The sequence below is a fragment of the Pseudolactococcus yaeyamensis genome (assembly GCF_054658615.1).
The window spans coordinates 21067-37538 of the sequence record NZ_BAAGGP010000019.1; the positions used below are offsets into that span (position 1 = coordinate 21067).

The following is a 16472-nucleotide window of genomic DNA, read 5'->3' on the forward strand; positions in this document are numbered from 1 at the left end:
GGAATCTGTGTTTTTTCATACCTTAAAATGGTATCTGACTTAATTCAGCAGCTACATTTCTCGGGTGGCTAGACTTCATAATCTCTGAAACCACAGCAACACCAACAATTCCCGTACCGACTAACTGATGACAGTTCTCCCTTGAAATCCCTCCGATTGCGACAACAGGTAGCTGAACCGCCTCAGTAATCGCCATCAAGGTTTCCCGTGTTGTCTCTTGCGTGATGACTTTTGTTGTGGTTGGAAACATAGCGCCAACACCTAAATAATCCGCACCACCTGCTTGAGCAGCCAATGCTTGATCCACTGTCTTAGCAGAAATACCAATCACTTTATTCGGTCCCAAAAGCTGTCTGGCGACTGCGACTGGCAAATCACTCTGTCCCAGATGAACACCACTCGCCTCAACTGCCAAAGCGATATCCAGACGGTCATTAATCAAAAATGGAATATGATACTTGTCCGTTACGGCTTTGACTTTCAAAGCTAAGGCATAAAACTTTCGACTTGTCGTTTCTTTCTCACGCAGTTGCACACAAGTGACGCCACCTAAAATCGCTTGCTCGATTTGCGTCAAAAAGGCTTGCTCACTTAAATCGCCACGATCTGTCACTAAATATAAGTTTAAGTTACTTTGAATCATGCTATTCTCCCTCTCTAAAGTCAACAATAGCCTGAGCTTCCTGACTCTCAAAACGCCATAATTTCCCCTGAATTTGATCAGGTGTCAGACTGCTCAGATAGTCAAATAAAACCACCTTAAAACTACCTAGACCAGTCGATTTTTGCTCAGCAACTTCACTGGCAACCGTCAGAAGTCCCACAGCTTTAACCACGGCATCTACTGTTTCTAAATCAGAAGATTGACTTAGAAAATAGCCTAGCATACCTGACAAGAGACAGCCTGTTCCGGTCACTTGTGTCAATTTTTCTGACCCATTTTTCAGACAGATGAAACGACCTAAATCAACAATTACGTCAATTTCCCCTGTTACAAGGAGGATACAGCTATGCGCCTGACAAAAACTTCTCATCTTCATCAGCTGCTCTGTCGTCAAATGGTTATCTCCAGTATCCACACCATTTGCCTGTGTTGTAAACGCTAACAAGGCTAAAATTTCAGAGACATTACCTTTAACGAGCTGTGGCGAAAACGTCGTGATAAAGTCATGCGCAAATGTTCGCCGAAGGGCACTCACACCAAGACCAGTTAAATCCAGAATGATCGGCAAGCCTTTTGCCAAGGCGACTTGAGCTGACAAGCGCATGGCCTGCATCCGATAATCGGTAATATTCCCAAGATTAACAACTAAGGCTGCTGATTTGGCTGTAATGTCCTGAACTTCGGCATGATGCTCTGCCATAATCGGACTGCCACCGATTGCCAAAATTGCGTTCGCACAATCCGTCATGACAATTGGGTGCGTGATATAGTGAATGAGCGGTTTTTTAATCATTTTTTCGTCCCAACCCTTTTGTGAGTTTAGCTAAAACACCATTTTTTTGCATGGCATAAAGCATGACACCTGCAAGTGTGCCTCCCATGGTACTGGCAATACAAAACGATGGCACGTAAAACAACCATGTGAGGTCACTTTTGCCATATAAAAGCGTCATGATAGGATACGATACTATTGAACCAATTAGGCCAGTTCCGATGATTTCACCTAGAACTGCTGCCCAGATTTTACCCGTTTTAGCATAGAAAATGCCAGATAGAAAGGCACCAAAAACAGCACCAGTTAAGGCAAGCGGGGGAATCCCCATCAACAACATCCGAATCACCCCGATGGCTACCGCACAAGCTAGTGAGTACCATGGCCCTAGAAAGACCGCACACGTCACATTTACCAAATGTTGCATAGGCGCAAAGCCCTCCACTCTGAGTAAAGGTGATATCACGACACCGACTGCGACCATCATCGCCAAAAAAACTAAGCGGTTTAAAAATTTACCCTTTTTCATGTTTGTCTCCCTCTTGATTCTCATCAGTTGCGCCAACACCAGTTTGCATCTCATAGGACATCTCCCAAAAGAGATACTCAAATTCTAAACTGGATTTAAAAATCTCCTGAATTTCCTGATACTCCTGCTCAGATTTATCTTGCATTAAAGCCTCTAACTTTGCAAGTAACCACTCTGCTGACTGAGCAAAGTCAGCAGAGGCGTATTTTTCTAGCCAAACCCGATAAGGATTATTGGGTAGAACATGGTCATAGGCTTTGACCAAGCGTTGGGCAAATTCGGCATAAGTCCAAGCGCACGGTAGCACTGTTGCGATGATTTTAGCAAGTTGACCACTTTGGGCAGTGGCTAGCATATTGGCTGCATAAGCCCGATTAAACAGGGCAGGTTGCACTTGCCCTGCCATCTCTGTTGTGATGGCAAATTCAGCCATATAGTTTCTGTGTGTCTCAAGTTCTGAGTCTAAAATATCAGACTGTATTCTAGTAAAATAGCGCATACTTGATTCATCATCCGCATGGATTGCCGCATAAGCCATCAAACGCGCATAATCAAGGAGATAGAGATAGTCTTGCAGGAGGTAGAATTTAAACTTTTCCTGCGGTAATCTGCCCTGACCAAGTTCCTGAACAAAAGGGTGTTGATAGGTCGTTTCCCATAAACTGGCAACACTCCTTCTAAGTTTTTGAGCAATCAAGTCTATTCTCCTTTCGTTTTTTGAACGAGATTATGAAAATGGTGGGTTGGGCCATTACCTTGGCCAAAAGGGAGTGCATGGGCAATTGCCTGTGTCACGTAATCTTTCGCCAGTCGCACCGCTTCAGCCATAGGATAGCACAAGGCCAGATTACTGGCAATGGCTGAGGATAAGGTACAACCTGTGCCATGCGTATTTTTCGTCTGGATTCGTTGGCTTGTCAATTGATGGTAGTCATGACCATCATAGAGGACATCTGTTGCATCTCCGATTGCATGACCTCCCTTGATGAGGACAGCCTGACAACCCATCTCATGAATTTTCTTCGCCGCTATTTCCATATTACCAATATTTGAAATCGTCATGCCCGAAATTTTCTCAGCCTCTGGAATATTGGGTGTGATTAACGTTGCATGAGGCACAACAAGTTTAATCAAGGTCTCAATCGCATCAAGTGCCATAAGTGGACTGCCATTTTTGGCATACATGACTGGGTCAATCACGATATTTTTAGGGTGCCAAATTTTGAGCGCATTGGCAACAGTTTGCATCGTTTCTATCGTGTTCAGCATGCCGATTTTAACCGCATCGGGATAGATATCCTCAAACACATCCCTGATTTGCTTGTCAATCATGTCAGGGGTGACATCCATAATGCCACTGACACGATAAGTATTTTCAGCGACAACCGCTGTGATGACCGACATGCCATAGACACCATGAGCCGAAAACGTTTTTAAATCAGCTTGAATCCCTGCACCGCCGCTACAGTCAGAGCCTGCAATTGTCAGCGCTTTTTGCGTCATTTCCATACAAAAAAACTCTCCTTTTTTAATCACAAGGAGAGGTCGAATTCACGGTTAGCCTGATAGCAAAATAGGACAAGCTAGAAGCCAGTTCTAGATTTATTGTCTATCAAAAAACTTTTATCGATCACATCCCTCCGCTCGTCCTAACGAGTTCAGGTTCAAAGAGTCCAGAGCAAGCGCTCAATCTCAGCCAGTGTGCTCAACTCATCATAAAATCAAAATACTTTCAGCTATTTTTCACCACTTCGTCATTGATAGACCTTGACGTACACCTGTACGCCTTCGCCCTATCGCCTAGAATTGATAAAAAATAGCTCAAAAGTTTTTATTTTGATTTTATAATAAGTTGAACACGGCTCCCCTTGTGATGGGTTATTTAACTAATTGTGTTACATAAGGTCATTATATCATATTTTTCTTAATTTCCAGCTCAAAAAGTCACTTTTTATGAAAATATAGCCTTTTCATAAAAATCCTATGCTATACTAAAGTCAAGGAGGCAAATATGACATCTGAGACACTTTACAACCTAATCCTGACAACAGCTCAAGAAAACACTGCTATCCTCATGATTGGTAGCGAAGGCTCACGCAATGACCCGGCAGTGAAACCAGACCAGTATCAAGATTTTGACATGACCTATTTTGTTTCAGATACTAACTTTCCTGACTTTGAACAGTTTGACCGCAGTCAATTTGGGGACATCATGATTCAACAGATTTTGCCTGAGAAAAATCGCTGGTGCTGGCTGATGCAATTCATGGACGGCAATCGCTTGGATTTGAAAATTCAGCCTATCTCTGCTGTGCCTGATTATTTGGCTGAGGATACGCTTAACACGATTTTGCTGGATAAAACAGGCGTTTATACTGACTTACCCGCAACATCTGACCGCACGCACTGGGTGCAGCGCCCAACTCAGACCGAGTTTGACGACAGCATTACTGAGTTTTTCTGGGTCAGCACCTATGTCCTCAAAGGTATCTTGCGGGTCGAACTCCTCTATACCAACTATTTTTTTGAGTCAATCGTTCGTGAAGAACTTTACCGTCTGCTGACTTGGCGGGTCGGAAGGGACACCGACTTTTCACTTTCAGTTGGTAAAGCACATAAGCGACTACCTACTTATTTTGAGGGGATCGAGCGCTTGTATGATTTATCAGATTTGACTCGGACTGGGCTAGCTTTATCTACTGCGCTTACGATGGTGACTAATCTGTTGCCAAACCTGAGTCATGATTTACAGCTGACTTATGACAAAACAGCCGTTGACCGAACGACTGACTACATTTTGCGACATTTGTATGCTCAATCAACCAAATAAAGCAAACATTTTCGACTATTCTCCGCCACTTCATCGTTGATAAGTCTTGTCGTACACCTGTACGCCTTCGCCTTATCGCCTCGAATTGGCAAAAAATAGCTCAAAAATTTTGTTTCCTTTCTTTGGTTGATCAAGCATAAAAAAGCCTAAACGGCTTTTTAATTTTCTTTCACATAGACTTTGACAATCTCGGCGATATACATATCGTGATAATCTTTTTCTGGATAGTGTTCGGCAATCGTGCTGTCGAGGAATTTCTCAGGTTCAATCGGCGCTTGGTAGCGTTTTTTCATGACGAAAACCATTTCGGCTTCTTCAAAACCAACTGTCTCCTCGAAACGGTGTGGCGTGAGACCGGCTCTGACAATTTTGTCTTCGTCACGACCACTTGTTTGACCGAGATAGGTCAACTCTTTCCGGAAATCTCGACCAAAAAAGCTGAGTGTGAAAGTATCGGCAGCATCCACAAAAGTTTTCGTATAGCGCTGTGGTCGAATATAAATTGTTACGACATTACGGTTCCAGAGAAAACCAAAGCCACCCCAACTGGCGGTCATGGTGTTGCAGTTTTCAGTCGTGCCAGCTGTAATCAGCAGCCACTCTTTACCGATTTTGGTGAAGGGATTCATGTCTAATTTGTTAATGCGGATTTCTTTAAATGTCATGGTGCCTGCTCCTTTTCTTATTGTCAAAGTTTCTCTAAAAATTTAGTCACTTGTCGCGGATTTCAAAAAACAAGTAGTTTGGTTGTTTGCGGTCGATTTTCAAGCGCCGTCACAATATGTGGTCGAACTTTTTTTGTTAAAAGTCCAGACAAATTTTTAAAATTGCCGGTATGCCTTATCAAACATCTGTTCTTTAAAATAGGTTGGCATATCTGGTCGCGTACTTTTATCCTTGCGAAACTGCCATGACCGCTTGATGATACGAAAGGGGGATAAGCAAAACAAGAAAGTCAAGCCAAATTACCAGAAATGCCGATTACGATGATTTTCTCCATCTCTTCGTTCTACACTAATTGACTAAAATCTCCCACAACACTTCTGGATAAAGTACATACTCCATCTCGTGAATTCGTGCCTCAAATGTTTCTAAGGTATCATTTGGTAAAATCGGAACGCGTCGTTGAGCGATAATCTGACCTGTATCAACGCCTGCATCGACATAGTGAATCGTCACACCGCTCTCCGATACACCTGCACGCCAAGCATCTTCTATCCCATGGGCACCCGGAAACTCCGGCAAATAGGCTGGGTGGATATTAATGATACGACCTTCATAAGCTTGTAGCAAGGTTGGACTGACGATTTTCATGTAGCCAGCTAGAACGATGAGGTCAATCTCATCTTGCGCCAAGAGCTTTAACAGTTCCGTCTCATAGGCAGCCTTATTTTCAAAGTTTTTTAACTCAAACGTGTGTGCTGTTATACCTAGTTTTTCAGCTCGCATTAAAGCTTTAGCATCACGCTTATCTGAGAATAGAAAAGTGATAGGGATTCCTTGTTTGACAAGATTTTCAAAATTCGTACCAGAACCGCTGGCAAAAACAGCTAATTTCATTTGATGATAACCGCTGCTGTCTCACGCTTAACGATTTGACCAATTTCAAAACAGTTGCCGTTAAGCAAGGCTTTAGCTTGTTCAAGGTTTTCTGGTGAAATAGCAAGCACCATGCCTAAGCCCATGTTGAAGATTTCAAACATTTCACTGTGTTTGAGGTTACCTGTTTTTTCTAACAAATCAAAAATCGGCAAAATATCCCAAGTGCCTTCTGTGATTTCTGCTGCTAAGTCATTTCCAAACATACGTGGGATATTCTCAATGAAGCCACCACCTGTGATGTGTGAAATACCGTTAATCACGCCAGCTTTAACCAAAGGCATCAAGTCTTTGACATAAATTTTAGTTGGTGTCAGCAAGTTATCAATCAATTTTTGACCGCCAAGCTCAGGCATTTTCGCATTTAAATCAGTCTCCACAAAGACCTTTCGGACAAGTGAAAAACCATTTGAATGGATACCAGAAGAGGCTAAACCAATCAATATATCTCCCTCTGAAATCTTCTCCCCAGTGATAATCTGAGACTTCTCAGCCACACCTACTGCAAATCCAGCAAGGTCATAATCATCTTCACCATACATCCCGGGCATTTCAGCAGTTTCGCCACCGACTAGTGCTGCGTTAGACTGGACGCAGCCTTCTGCGACACCTGCTACGACTTGTTCAAGTTTAGCAGGAATGTTTTTGCCTGTTGCGACATAATCTAGGAAATAAAGAGGTTCTGCGCCTGCGGCGATAATGTCGTTGACACACATGGCAACGCAGTCAATTCCAATCGTGTCGTGTTTGTCCGCCTCAATAGCGAGCAGCAATTTTGTGCCAACACCATCTGTACCAGAAACGAGAACAGGTTCTTTGACACCTGTCGTTGTTAGGTCAAACATGCCGCCAAAACCGCCTAGCGCACCCATAACGCCTAAACGTTCTGTGCGTTTAACGTGTTTTTTAATCCGTTCAACAACTTCATATCCAGCCTCTACATCGACACCAGCTTGCGCATAAGCATTTTTTTCAGACACTCTTGGTTCCAACTTTCTTTTGTTTGAGCCTATTCATACGGCCTTTTTTATCATTATAGGTTAATTTCTCCGCAAATCAGCAAAAAAACTGCCTTTTTAGACAGTTTTTAGCGATAATGTTCGGTTTTTAAAGAAAATATTTTGTCTAGTAAGAAAAATGTACCTCTAAATCATACTGAGCGATTTTTGTCTCACCTTGCCAGAATTGATAACTCGCTTTAAAGCCAGTCGCAGACTTTTTATAAAGTTGCGTTTTAATCTCGAAATGCTGTGCCCCAACTGGCGTGGCAATCGCCGTTTTCGTGACCACCTCTGGATGCATTTTCATCATCGTGCTAGGTTGTGAAAAACGTGTAATCGTCAACATCTCAGTATCATACTTCATGACGACTTTTTCGCTCATCTCATTTTGATAAACAAGAAAATGACTGCCATTTTTCTCATGATAATCGCCCGTATATTCCTCATGAATGATTTCAGTTTCATGGTCAATATTAATCAAGTTATCAATTGTAATTTTAACCATCTAAACCTCCTCCATCATCGTGCCAATGGTTGCATGAATTTCATCAATGGTTGGTACTTGTGCCAGTTCAACTGATTTAGCCGCTGAGATTGGCATGAAGTGTCCGCCCAATCGTTTGATTGGCCCACTAAAGCCAGCCTCGACGAGCTGCGCTAGGATTTCTCCTGAAATACCTGAGCGTTTAACAGCCTCAGTCAAAATTAAGACTTTGCCCGTTTTTTTGGCAGATGCTGCGAGTGTCTCAATATCAAGTGGTGAAATCGTAATTGGGTCGACAATTTCAATTGATATATCTGTTTGACTCGCAACAGTCTTAGCCACTTCTACCATTCGCCCAAGGGCAATAATGGTTACAGCACTACCAGATTGAACAACTTTAGCTTGACCGATTGGCACTTCATAAAGTTCTGACGGTACTGGCATGGCTGTTTTATAAAGTGATTTAGGCTCAAAAATTAAAACAGGATTATTATTTTTAACCGCAGCAACCAAGATACCTTTGGCATCATAAGCATTCGACGGCATGACGACAATCAAGCCCGGTACATGAGCAAACCAGTTCTCGAAACTCTGAGAATGTTGCGAACTGGCACCTGTCCCTGAACCACTGGCTGCACGGATAACCATAGGGACAGATTGCTCCCCGTTTGATAGAAAATGAGTCTTTGCTGCTTCATTGACAAGTTGGTCAATGGCGACAGTCAAAAAATCAGAAAATTGAATTTCAAGAATAGGGCGTTTACCGAGTAAAGCTGACCCCGTCGCAACACCCGTAATGGCAGCCTCAGAAATCGGCGTGTCTAAGACACGGTCTGGAAAATCAGCGACTAAACCTTTTGTTGCACCAAATCCACCACCATAAGTCCCAACATCTTCACCCAAAATATAACTTTCTGGTATGGTTGTTAAAATCTGGCGCAAGCCTTCATTGATTGCTTGTAAATATGTTTTAGTCACTGTATACCGCCTTCCAAATATCACTCGGACTGCTAGTGTCCTCATCTGTTAAGGCTTGCTCAGCCTCTGATGAGAGGTGGCGATAGATTTTTTCGTCTATCAAGGCAATCTCTTCTGATGACACATCATAGTCAGCCATCAAAGCCTCACGTAATTTTTTAATCGGGTCTTCCCAGTTAAAAAACTCATCTGGCGTGCGGTACTGTTCGCTATCGGAGCGTGAATGACCTTTAAAGCGATAAGTCACTGCCTCAATCAAGACTGGACCATTTTTAACATCTTGTCGTGCTTGTGTAAAGACATCATGGACAGCAAAAACATCTTGCCCATCTACCTGATAAGCGCGCATGTCATAATTTTTTGCTCGCTCAGAAATGCTCCCTGCTATCATGACAGATGCATCACTTGACATGGCATACTGATTATTTTCGACCACAAAAATAATCGGCAGTTGCCAGATACTGGCTAAGTTCAGACTTTCGTGAAAAGTCCCTTCATTAGTCGAACCGTCGCCTGAAAAACAGACAACGATGCGCTGTGAAGCGTCCATTTTCAGAGCCTGTGCGAGGCCTAAAGCGACTGGATAATTCCCACCAACGATCCCATTTCCGCCAACATTTCCAACTGACATATCGCTGATGTGCATCGATCCCCCGTGACCACCGTTTGTCCCTGTTTTTTTGCCGAAAATCTCAGCAAACATAGGGTAGGTTTTCGTGCCTTTGGCAATGGCGTGCCCATGATTTCGGTGCGTTGAAAGTATCAAATCCTCTGGTGACAGTAAATCACAAATGGCAGTAGCGATGGCTTCTTGACCGTTATAAAGATGGGTCGTACCATACAAAAAACCTGCACGATTTTTATCATCAATGATATTTTCAAAATCTCGGATAGTCACCATGGTTTGATACCAACTCACTGCACGATTTTTTTCAATAGTTTGCATTATACCTTTCCTTTCTTCGACTCACGAACCCGTGTTCGCTCAAAGTCTTTATTTTATTTTTTCTTCAGATATTTCAGCATCAAACATCATTTGATCTTGAAATCATCTTAAAAGCACATGTAAGTCTATTATACGATAATTTTCAACAAATAAAGTATTTCAATTTCATAAAATTTTATCAAAAATGGTCTAACACACTTGACTTAGCATTCGTTAAAAAATAATAAGTTTTTTTTAATTTAAAATCGTGCATTTTTCAGCATTTTGAGTTATAATATAATTACTCATATTAATATAGAAGGTGTCGTATGTCAATTACAAAACTAGAGAAAGTTTTCCGCGATCCCGTTCATAACTATATCTCAGTTACTAATCAGACGATTTATGATTTGATTGGCACAAAGGAATTTCAACGGTTGCGTCGGATTAAACAACTTGGCACATCTAGTTATACCTTTCATGGCGCGGAACACAGCCGTTTTACGCACTGTTTAGGCGTCTATAACATCGCCAAGCAAATCACGGACATGTTTACCAAAAACTATCCTGAGATTTGGAATTCAGAAGAAAACCTCGTCACTCAATGTGCTGCCCTACTGCATGATGTCGGACATGGCGCATTCTCTCATACTTTTGAGGGTGTTTTCAATACGGATCACGAAGCTATCACGGTGAATATCATCACTGATTCATCCACTGAAATCAATGCTGTTTTGAGAAAAGTGTCCCCCGATTTTCCTGAGAAGATTGCTAGTGTCATCACACACGATTATGAGAATCAACAGGTCGTGCAGCTGATTTCAAGTCAGATTGATGCGGATCGTATGGATTATCTCTTACGAGACTCTTATTATACTGGTGCGACCTATGGTGAATTTGATTTAACACGGATTATGCGTGTGATTACCCCTATTGAGAACGGTATCGCTTTTAAAATCCAAGGGATGCACGCCGTGGAAGACTATGTCGTTAGTCGTTATCAGATGTATATGCAGGTTTATTTCCACCCGGCAAGTCGTGCTATGGAAGTCTTGCTACATCAGCTTTTGAAGCGTGCCAAAGTCCTCTATCCAACACAGAAAGAGTATTTCGAGCTGACCAGTCCGCGTTTGGTTCCCTTCTTCGAGTCCGATTCTACCTTATCTGACTATCTCCATCTAGACGATGGTGTCATGACAACTTATTTCCAAAACTGGCAGACACACCCAGATGAAATCTTGTCGGATTTGAGTAGTGCTTTTGTCAATCGCAAATTAGCCAAATCCATCAAATACGATAGTGTTGATGAAAAAGATTTGGCAATACTGCGCCAAATCATTGCCAAAATCGGATTTGATACGGATTACTATACGGCGATACATTCTAACTTTGACTTACCTTATGATTTGTATCGACCAGAATTGCAAAATCCTCGGACACAGATTGAAATCATGCAAAAAGATGGGACACTTACTGAATTGTCTGAGCTATCGAGTCTTGTTAAAGCTTTGACTGGTACGACACATGGTGACAATCGTTTCTATTTTCCACGCGACATCCTCAGTCCGCAAACACTGTTTAAGACTGAGCAGGAAACTTTTGTTAGCTATATTAGAAATGACCATTTTTTGGGAAAAGAAAGGAACTGAGTTAAGGTTTGACTTAACTCATACTGTAAATCATGTCAATTAAACTCGTTGCCATCGACATTGATGGCACGCTCGTCAATCGTAATCGCGAAATCACACCTGAAGTTTTTGAAGCTGTTCAAAAAGCAAAAGCTGCCGATGTCAAAATCGTTATTGCGACTGGTCGTCCACTTTTAGGGGTCAAAAATATTCTGGCAGACTTAAACCTATTAGATGCTGGTGATTATGTCATCACTTACAATGGTGCGTTAGTTCAGGCGACTGCTACTGGTGAAGCTTTCATAGATGAACCCCTCACTTATGATGATTATCTGGATATCGAAATGGAAAGTCGCAGACTTAAGACGCCACTCCACTCAATTACCATGTCGACGATTTATACGCACAATCGCAATATCAATCAATATACGATTAATGAAGCCTATATCACTGGTCTGCCCTTGAAATATCGGACTGCTGAAGAAATGCGCAAACATGAAATCATCAAGATGATGTACATCGATACCCCTGAAAAACTGGATGCGACGATCGCCAAACTCCCACAACGTTTCCGAGAGCGTTATACCATCGTTAAATCAACCCCTTTCTATCTTGAGATTCTCAACAAAAATGCGAGTAAGGGATTAGCCGTCCAGCACTTGGCTGAAAAGCTAGGCATCTCGCATGAAGAAACCATGGCCATCGGCGATGAAGAAAATGACCGCTCAATGTTAGAGGCTGTTGGCAACCCAGTTGTCATGGCAAATGGTAATCCTGAACTCAAGAAAATCGCAAAATATCTCACCAAATCAAATGAAGATTCTGGTGTGGCGCATGCGATTAATGAGTGGGTACTTTAAAACTGCTAATTCATTTTACCTATCACATCTTACTATCTAGTGCTACAACACTACTAATTACAAACCCTTGAAGGGTTATGGAGGAAATAAAAAATGCCGCGTAAAAAAGTTATTACTGATGAAATGTTACTTGATTTTGGTTTTCAATATCTGAATACCTACGGATTTGAAAAATTCACTGCTCGTGATGTTGCCACAAAATTTGGGATTTCGACACAACCGATTTATGGTGCTTTTAAAAATATGGAAAACTATAAACGAGCTGTCTTGAAACACGTTTTTCACTATATGTTTGATATCAAATTGCATGAAAAATATGCGGATGATCCTCTAGTATCACTGGGTATCGCTTTCATTCGTTTCTCTGAAGCACACCCTAATCTTTATCGTGCCCTCTTTGTTGAAGGCTTTGCACGCGGTAAAATCATGTTTGACTATTCATTAGAAAACTATAAAAAAATCGTTGCTAATTCGACTGAATACAAAAATTTGACTGATGAACAGATTGAGGCACTGCATATCCGCAGTTGGATTATTGTTAATGGGATGGCTGCTTCAAGTATCGCGGGTATTCGGGTTTATTCAGATGGCTATCTGATCACTTTATTTAAAGAAATCATTACCTACATTATCAACAATCCAAATATCGTACCGATTTCTCAATAATCATACAAAAAGTCTTAAACCAGAATTAGGAGGTTTTGCACAAGGTGGACAATCAAACATTTGTTGAACGTGTAGCGCAATATTACACCATTGATGACTACGCCAATTATGCTGTCATTTACTTCAAAAGTAATGAGATTGAGCCCATGAAGCAAGTTAAGCTTTATAAAACAGATGACCCTAACTTGGCTCATGCTTTTGATCAATACATCGCCAATTTTGATGTTAAAGAGCTAACTGAAACTAAATGGCGTGTTAATCCCGAGTACTGGTTAGAAAAAGTGATTACACCTGATCTGGTCGAACAGTTCTATGTAGATTGGTTGGCTGAGCTCAAAAGCTTACAAGCCAATATCCAAAAAATAATCAAAAAATGATGCCTGTTCAAACTGGCATCATTTTTTGATAAACGGATTTGTAAGGCTACTACTTTCGATAATCTCGACATCTGTCTTAAACTCTCTGAGTATCTGTGCCACTTTTTTGACAAATAAGACTTCGATATGGTGGCCGGGATCGATTGCTAAAAGTCCTGATGACAGCATATCATGCGCTGTATGGTAGTAAATATCCCCTGTCACATAGACATCCGCTTTTTTGTCAATCGCTTCTGGATAAAATTTCCCACCACTGCCTCCGCAGATGGCGACACGCTTAATTTCTTGGGTGAGTGATTGGTCGTAAGAGACAATTGTTAGTCCTGATAGATCAAATACTGCTTTGATTTTTTCTGAAAAGTCACCTAGGGTTTGCGGTTGAATATTACCAACACGACCTAAGCCAAAAACGGTCAAATTTTCAGTTTCGGTGATATCTAACAGCTCACAAAAACAATCATTAAGGCCATTTTCGACGATGTCAATATTGGTATGGCTCGTATATACTGAAATCCCAGCACGCGCCAAATCCAAGATGATTTTTTGCTGTGTGTCTTGGTCGGTCAGATTATCTAGCGGTCTAAAAATGACAAGGTGTTTGGCTAAAATCACATCGACTTTTTTCGAAATTGCTTCTGCCACAGTCTGTTCGCGGATATCTAGGGTGACCATGACTCTTTGAATGTCTTTATCTAACGTTCCGATTTGCAGACCGACTGGATCATCTGCCATTGCAAGCTCTTTAGGACAATAAACTTCATATCGTGCGAAAAAATCACTGGCTAACATTTAAAATCTCCTTGATTTTGGCAATTTTTGCTGAAAATTCGGCTTTTTTTTGTTGGGCTGAATCTGGAATTTTTGCCATAATCGCTTGATTGGCTGCTAACTCAGATGTCCATTTTTCAAGAAAGACTGCTGATTTTTCTTGTAGTAGAAAAGGGCCAAAACAGAGCTCGGCTTCCGTTAATTTATCAGCTGACTTTCCTGGATGTGCAACGATAATCTCGTAAATCTTGTCATTTTCTGCTAAGATTTTTTCATCAGAAATCGTGAAATCATGTGCCTGTAACCATTGTCTCAAATGGCGTTCGCCGTTATTAGGTTGTAAAATCAGGGTTAAGACTTGGCACAACTTATCGCGCCCATCCTCCAAAATTTCAGCAATTAAGTGACCACCCATGCCAGCTATCGTGATTGTTGTCACGTCATCAACTGTTGGCTCAAAAGCAGCCAAGCCGTTAGCTAGTCTGACTGCGATTTGAGCTTCTAAGCCAGCTGATTTAACATTTGCTACAGCACTCTCATAAGGGCCTTTAACGACTTCGCCAGCAATAGCCTTGCTTACACGAGCGGTTTTCACGAGATGAATTGGTAAGTAAGCATGGTCGCTTCCGACATCCAATAAAACAGCATCTTGTGGGACAAATTCTCCAACTTGTGTCAGGCGTTTTGATAATTTTTCATTTTTCATTTTAAAACAGTTTTTTCTCCAAAGTGACAATAGGGCAGAACAGGACAGACGATACATTTCGGTGCACGAGCGGTACAGTGATAACGACCAAAGAAAATCAAACGATGATGGGTCACAACCCAATCCGCTTCAGGCACAACCATCATCAGCTTGTCTTCCACTTCCGTGACAGTCGCCGACTGTTTAACCAGCTGCAAACGTTTCGACACGCGCTCGACGTGTGTATCGACAGCGATTCCCGGAATGCCAAACGCATCTCCCAGTACAACATTCGCCGTTTTGCGCCCCACACCCGGCAAAGTCTGCAACAAGTCTTTATCTCTCGGGATGTCGCCCCCAAAGTCCGTCTCGATCATCTCAGCCGTTCTGACGATATTTTTAGCTTTACTGCGATACAGGCCAATGGTCTTGATTAAGCTTTCAACATCTGAAATATCTGCAGAGGCTAGGCTTTGACTATCAGGGTATTTAGCAAAGAGCGCTGGCGTCGCCTTGTTCACCCCTTTATCCGTCGCCTGAGCTGACAAAATCACCGCAATGAGTAATTGAAACGGCGTATCAGCGTTCAGCTCACCATGAGCCTCAGGAAACATCTCAGCGATAATCTCTAGCGCTTCTAGAAATTTCTTTTTACTGAGCATCATCATACCCCCAAGCCTTGCGCAGGCTATCGACTGAGTTAAAATACTCTTCAGAAAGTGGGGCATCAGTCTGTTGCTCAGCTTTGCGAATCTCACGTTCTTCTCGATTGTCCGCAATATCACGCGCTGTCACAATACCGTCAGTGCGCCAGTTGCGCAAAATCGCTCGAATGTAAGGTAGGGAGACTTTTCGATTTAGCGCTGCTTCACGTAGGGCTTGGAGGATTAAGTCTGCTTCAAATTTATCATCGCTCAGCCACTTTTGCAGTTCTTCGATATTAATCGGTGTTAAACCGCCCGGCATTTCCGGTTCGAAGGCTGCAATCAATCTTGCAATATCTGAAACAGCTGTCTCAGTATCCTCAGAAACTGTTATATCAGCAGTTGTATCTAATAAAATGGCATCCAACTTAGCAAAAGCTGGTCGTGTATCAAAGCGCATCTCTCCTGTCAATTCGTCAAATTCGGCCGTCAATGTTTCTGAGTCTGTCAAAAGATTAATTTCTTGATTAACCTCTGCTGTCGTCATCTGTAAAAAGGCAGCAATTTGACTCGGCGCTAGTGATTCATTGCCATAAAAATAAAGCCAGACGTTGAAACTCACAAGTGTCGGAAAAATCTCTAAAATATGTGTCAATATCGGCTGTGGTAGGACGATATTTTTTTTGAATTGTTCATAATAAGTCATAGTCTCATTATACCAAAAAACCACCAAATCGGTGGTTAAAGATTAAAATAGTCATATTTTGCGAGTTCGCGTCAAACATAAGGCGTATCTTGATAGACTCCCGAGTTTGACAGTTAAAAATCAGAAAAACACTATTCCGCCTTGTGATATAAGGAGTTATAGCGTTTTGTTCTCAATTATTTTTGTTGTATACACACCCCTCTTGCGAATTGTCTCAGCTCCTCTAACGCAACATACTGTTTCTCCCAATCAATTTTAAGTTGCTTATTAAGCGCAAGGAAATCTTCATTGCCAAATACTTCCCAATAGCCTTGCGATAGCTCCTGACATTTCGCAGAATTCAACGCTTCTTGAAC

Annotated in this window: 21 protein-coding genes; 5 read left to right on the plus strand and 16 right to left on the minus strand. The window is 41.9% G+C overall.

Features of this window, described 5'->3' with window-relative positions; genetic code table 11:
* Positions 1–22: 22 nt before the first annotated feature.
* The 5 genes from thiE to thiD are packed head-to-tail and all read right to left on the minus strand — an operon-like array spanning position 23 to position 3474.
* Positions 23–643, minus strand: coding sequence for a thiamine phosphate synthase (thiE, locus tag ACYQ21_RS05415; protein ID WP_460056108.1), 621 nt, complete (start codon positions 641–643; stop codon positions 23–25).
* Between the two features lies 1 nt (position 644).
* Entirely contained in the window at positions 645–1457 is an 813-nt protein-coding gene (gene thiM / locus ACYQ21_RS05420; RefSeq protein WP_460056111.1) for a hydroxyethylthiazole kinase, read from the minus strand.
* Positions 1450–1965 carry an energy coupling factor transporter S component ThiW gene (gene thiW, locus ACYQ21_RS05425; protein WP_460056113.1) on the minus strand — a complete coding sequence of 172 codons (516 nt, stop codon included), beginning with the start codon at positions 1963–1965 and terminating at the stop codon, positions 1450–1452. Before thiW ends, thiM begins: the two co-directional genes overlap by 8 nt.
* Complete coding sequence (tenA, locus tag ACYQ21_RS05430) at positions 1952–2662, minus strand: thiaminase II (RefSeq protein WP_460056115.1); 711 nt, start codon at positions 2660–2662, stop codon at positions 1952–1954. The genes thiW and tenA overlap by 14 nt, the downstream gene beginning before the upstream one ends.
* 2 nt (positions 2663–2664) lie before the next feature.
* Positions 2665–3474: a bifunctional hydroxymethylpyrimidine kinase/phosphomethylpyrimidine kinase gene (gene thiD / locus ACYQ21_RS05435; RefSeq protein ID WP_460056118.1), complete on the minus strand. Its 810-nt coding sequence runs from the start codon at positions 3472–3474 to the stop codon at positions 2665–2667.
* Positions 3475–3976: 502 nt separating this feature from the next.
* On the opposite strand from thiD, the gene ACYQ21_RS05440 reads away from it, so the two are divergent.
* The gene (locus ACYQ21_RS05440) at positions 3977–4795 is read left to right on the plus strand and encodes an aminoglycoside 6-adenylyltransferase (RefSeq protein ID WP_460056120.1); all 819 of its coding nucleotides are present in this window, start codon (positions 3977–3979) and stop codon (positions 4793–4795) included.
* 158 nt (positions 4796–4953) lie between these two features.
* On the opposite strand, the gene ACYQ21_RS05445 is transcribed toward ACYQ21_RS05440, so the two are convergent.
* The 6 genes from ACYQ21_RS05445 to ACYQ21_RS05470 form a co-directional block, all read right to left on the minus strand.
* Positions 4954–5460, minus strand: a complete 507-nt coding sequence (locus tag ACYQ21_RS05445) for a flavin reductase (RefSeq protein WP_460056122.1) — start codon at positions 5458–5460, stop codon at positions 4954–4956.
* Positions 5461–5809: 349 nt separating this feature from the next.
* On the minus strand, positions 5810–6355 hold the full coding sequence (purN, locus tag ACYQ21_RS05450; RefSeq protein WP_460056125.1) for a phosphoribosylglycinamide formyltransferase: 546 nt from the start codon (positions 6353–6355) through the stop codon (positions 5810–5812).
* Positions 6352–7374, minus strand: coding sequence for a phosphoribosylformylglycinamidine cyclo-ligase (gene purM, locus ACYQ21_RS05455; protein ID WP_460056128.1), 1023 nt, complete (start codon positions 7372–7374; stop codon positions 6352–6354). Before purM ends, purN begins: the two co-directional genes overlap by 4 nt.
* Before the next feature lie 145 nt (positions 7375–7519).
* Entirely contained in the window at positions 7520–7900 is a 381-nt protein-coding gene (locus tag ACYQ21_RS05460) for a YwiB family protein (protein WP_460056131.1), read from the minus strand.
* The gene (locus ACYQ21_RS05465) at positions 7901–8857 is read right to left on the minus strand and encodes an alpha-ketoacid dehydrogenase subunit beta (protein WP_460056133.1); all 957 of its coding nucleotides are present in this window, start codon (positions 8855–8857) and stop codon (positions 7901–7903) included.
* Entirely contained in the window at positions 8850–9803 is a 954-nt protein-coding gene (locus ACYQ21_RS05470) for a thiamine pyrophosphate-dependent dehydrogenase E1 component subunit alpha (RefSeq protein ID WP_460056136.1), read from the minus strand. Before ACYQ21_RS05470 ends, ACYQ21_RS05465 begins: the two co-directional genes overlap by 8 nt.
* 308 nt (positions 9804–10111) lie before the next feature.
* Between ACYQ21_RS05470 and ACYQ21_RS05475 the strand changes: the two genes are divergently transcribed.
* The 4 genes from ACYQ21_RS05475 (at position 10112) to ACYQ21_RS05490 (ending at position 13313) form a co-directional block, all read left to right on the plus strand.
* Positions 10112–11431 carry an HD domain-containing protein gene (locus tag ACYQ21_RS05475; RefSeq protein ID WP_460056139.1) on the plus strand — a complete coding sequence of 440 codons (1320 nt, stop codon included), beginning with the start codon at positions 10112–10114 and terminating at the stop codon, positions 11429–11431.
* A 32-nt stretch (positions 11432–11463) separates the two neighbouring features.
* A complete protein-coding gene (gene yidA / locus ACYQ21_RS05480) occupies positions 11464–12270 on the plus strand; it encodes a sugar-phosphatase (RefSeq protein WP_460056141.1) in 807 nt (268 codons plus the stop codon).
* Between the two features lie 93 nt (positions 12271–12363).
* Positions 12364–12936, plus strand: a complete 573-nt coding sequence (locus ACYQ21_RS05485) for a TetR/AcrR family transcriptional regulator (RefSeq protein WP_460056144.1) — start codon at positions 12364–12366, stop codon at positions 12934–12936.
* Between the two features lie 44 nt (positions 12937–12980).
* Positions 12981–13313 (plus strand): hypothetical protein, encoded by a 333-nt coding sequence (locus ACYQ21_RS05490; protein WP_460056147.1) that lies wholly within the window; start codon positions 12981–12983, stop codon positions 13311–13313.
* Between the two features lie 18 nt (positions 13314–13331).
* Here ACYQ21_RS05490 and ACYQ21_RS05495 read toward each other — a convergent pair whose 3' ends face one another.
* From ACYQ21_RS05495 to ACYQ21_RS05515, 5 genes are all read right to left on the minus strand, one after another.
* Positions 13332–14102 carry a Nif3-like dinuclear metal center hexameric protein gene (locus ACYQ21_RS05495; RefSeq protein WP_460056150.1) on the minus strand — a complete coding sequence of 257 codons (771 nt, stop codon included), beginning with the start codon at positions 14100–14102 and terminating at the stop codon, positions 13332–13334.
* Positions 14089–14787 (minus strand): tRNA (adenine(22)-N(1))-methyltransferase, encoded by a 699-nt coding sequence (locus tag ACYQ21_RS05500; protein WP_460056153.1) that lies wholly within the window; start codon positions 14785–14787, stop codon positions 14089–14091. Before ACYQ21_RS05500 ends, ACYQ21_RS05495 begins: the two co-directional genes overlap by 14 nt.
* Positions 14784–15428 (minus strand): endonuclease III, encoded by a 645-nt coding sequence (gene nth, locus ACYQ21_RS05505; protein WP_460056162.1) that lies wholly within the window; start codon positions 15426–15428, stop codon positions 14784–14786. Before nth ends, ACYQ21_RS05500 begins: the two co-directional genes overlap by 4 nt.
* Positions 15418–16116 carry a DnaD domain-containing protein gene (locus tag ACYQ21_RS05510; RefSeq protein WP_460056156.1) on the minus strand — a complete coding sequence of 233 codons (699 nt, stop codon included), beginning with the start codon at positions 16114–16116 and terminating at the stop codon, positions 15418–15420. The genes nth and ACYQ21_RS05510 overlap by 11 nt, the downstream gene beginning before the upstream one ends.
* Before the next feature lie 176 nt (positions 16117–16292).
* A partial coding sequence (locus tag ACYQ21_RS05515) for a hypothetical protein (RefSeq protein ID WP_460056159.1) occupies positions 16293–16472 on the minus strand: 180 nt, incomplete at its 5' end.

Excerpts from the sequence above, each read along its gene's own strand:
- thiE (WP_460056108.1), bottom strand. The coding sequence starts at position 643 with ATGATTCAAAGTAACTTAAACTTATATTTAGTGACAGATCGTGGCGAT.
- thiM (WP_460056111.1), bottom strand. The coding sequence starts at position 1,457 with ATGATTAAAAAACCGCTCATTCACTATATCACGCACCCAATTGTCATG.
- thiW (WP_460056113.1), bottom strand. The coding sequence starts at position 1,965 with ATGAAAAAGGGTAAATTTTTAAACCGCTTAGTTTTTTTGGCGATGATG.
- thiD (WP_460056118.1), bottom strand. The coding sequence starts at position 3,474 with ATGGAAATGACGCAAAAAGCGCTGACAATTGCAGGCTCTGACTGTAGC.
- ACYQ21_RS05440 (WP_460056120.1), top strand. The coding sequence starts at position 3,977 with ATGACATCTGAGACACTTTACAACCTAATCCTGACAACAGCTCAAGAA.
- ACYQ21_RS05445 (WP_460056122.1), bottom strand. The coding sequence starts at position 5,460 with ATGACATTTAAAGAAATCCGCATTAACAAATTAGACATGAATCCCTTC.
- purN (WP_460056125.1), bottom strand. The coding sequence starts at position 6,355 with ATGAAATTAGCTGTTTTTGCCAGCGGTTCTGGTACGAATTTTGAAAAT.
- ACYQ21_RS05460 (WP_460056131.1), bottom strand. The coding sequence starts at position 7,900 with ATGGTTAAAATTACAATTGATAACTTGATTAATATTGACCATGAAACT.
- ACYQ21_RS05470 (WP_460056136.1), bottom strand. The coding sequence starts at position 9,803 with ATGCAAACTATTGAAAAAAATCGTGCAGTGAGTTGGTATCAAACCATG.
- ACYQ21_RS05475 (WP_460056139.1), top strand. The coding sequence starts at position 10,112 with ATGTCAATTACAAAACTAGAGAAAGTTTTCCGCGATCCCGTTCATAAC.
- yidA (WP_460056141.1), top strand. The coding sequence starts at position 11,464 with ATGTCAATTAAACTCGTTGCCATCGACATTGATGGCACGCTCGTCAAT.
- ACYQ21_RS05485 (WP_460056144.1), top strand. The coding sequence starts at position 12,364 with ATGCCGCGTAAAAAAGTTATTACTGATGAAATGTTACTTGATTTTGGT.
- ACYQ21_RS05495 (WP_460056150.1), bottom strand. The coding sequence starts at position 14,102 with ATGTTAGCCAGTGATTTTTTCGCACGATATGAAGTTTATTGTCCTAAA.
- ACYQ21_RS05500 (WP_460056153.1), bottom strand. The coding sequence starts at position 14,787 with ATGAAAAATGAAAAATTATCAAAACGCCTGACACAAGTTGGAGAATTT.
- nth (WP_460056162.1), bottom strand. The coding sequence starts at position 15,428 with ATGCTCAGTAAAAAGAAATTTCTAGAAGCGCTAGAGATTATCGCTGAG.
- ACYQ21_RS05510 (WP_460056156.1), bottom strand. The coding sequence starts at position 16,116 with ATGACTTATTATGAACAATTCAAAAAAAATATCGTCCTACCACAGCCG.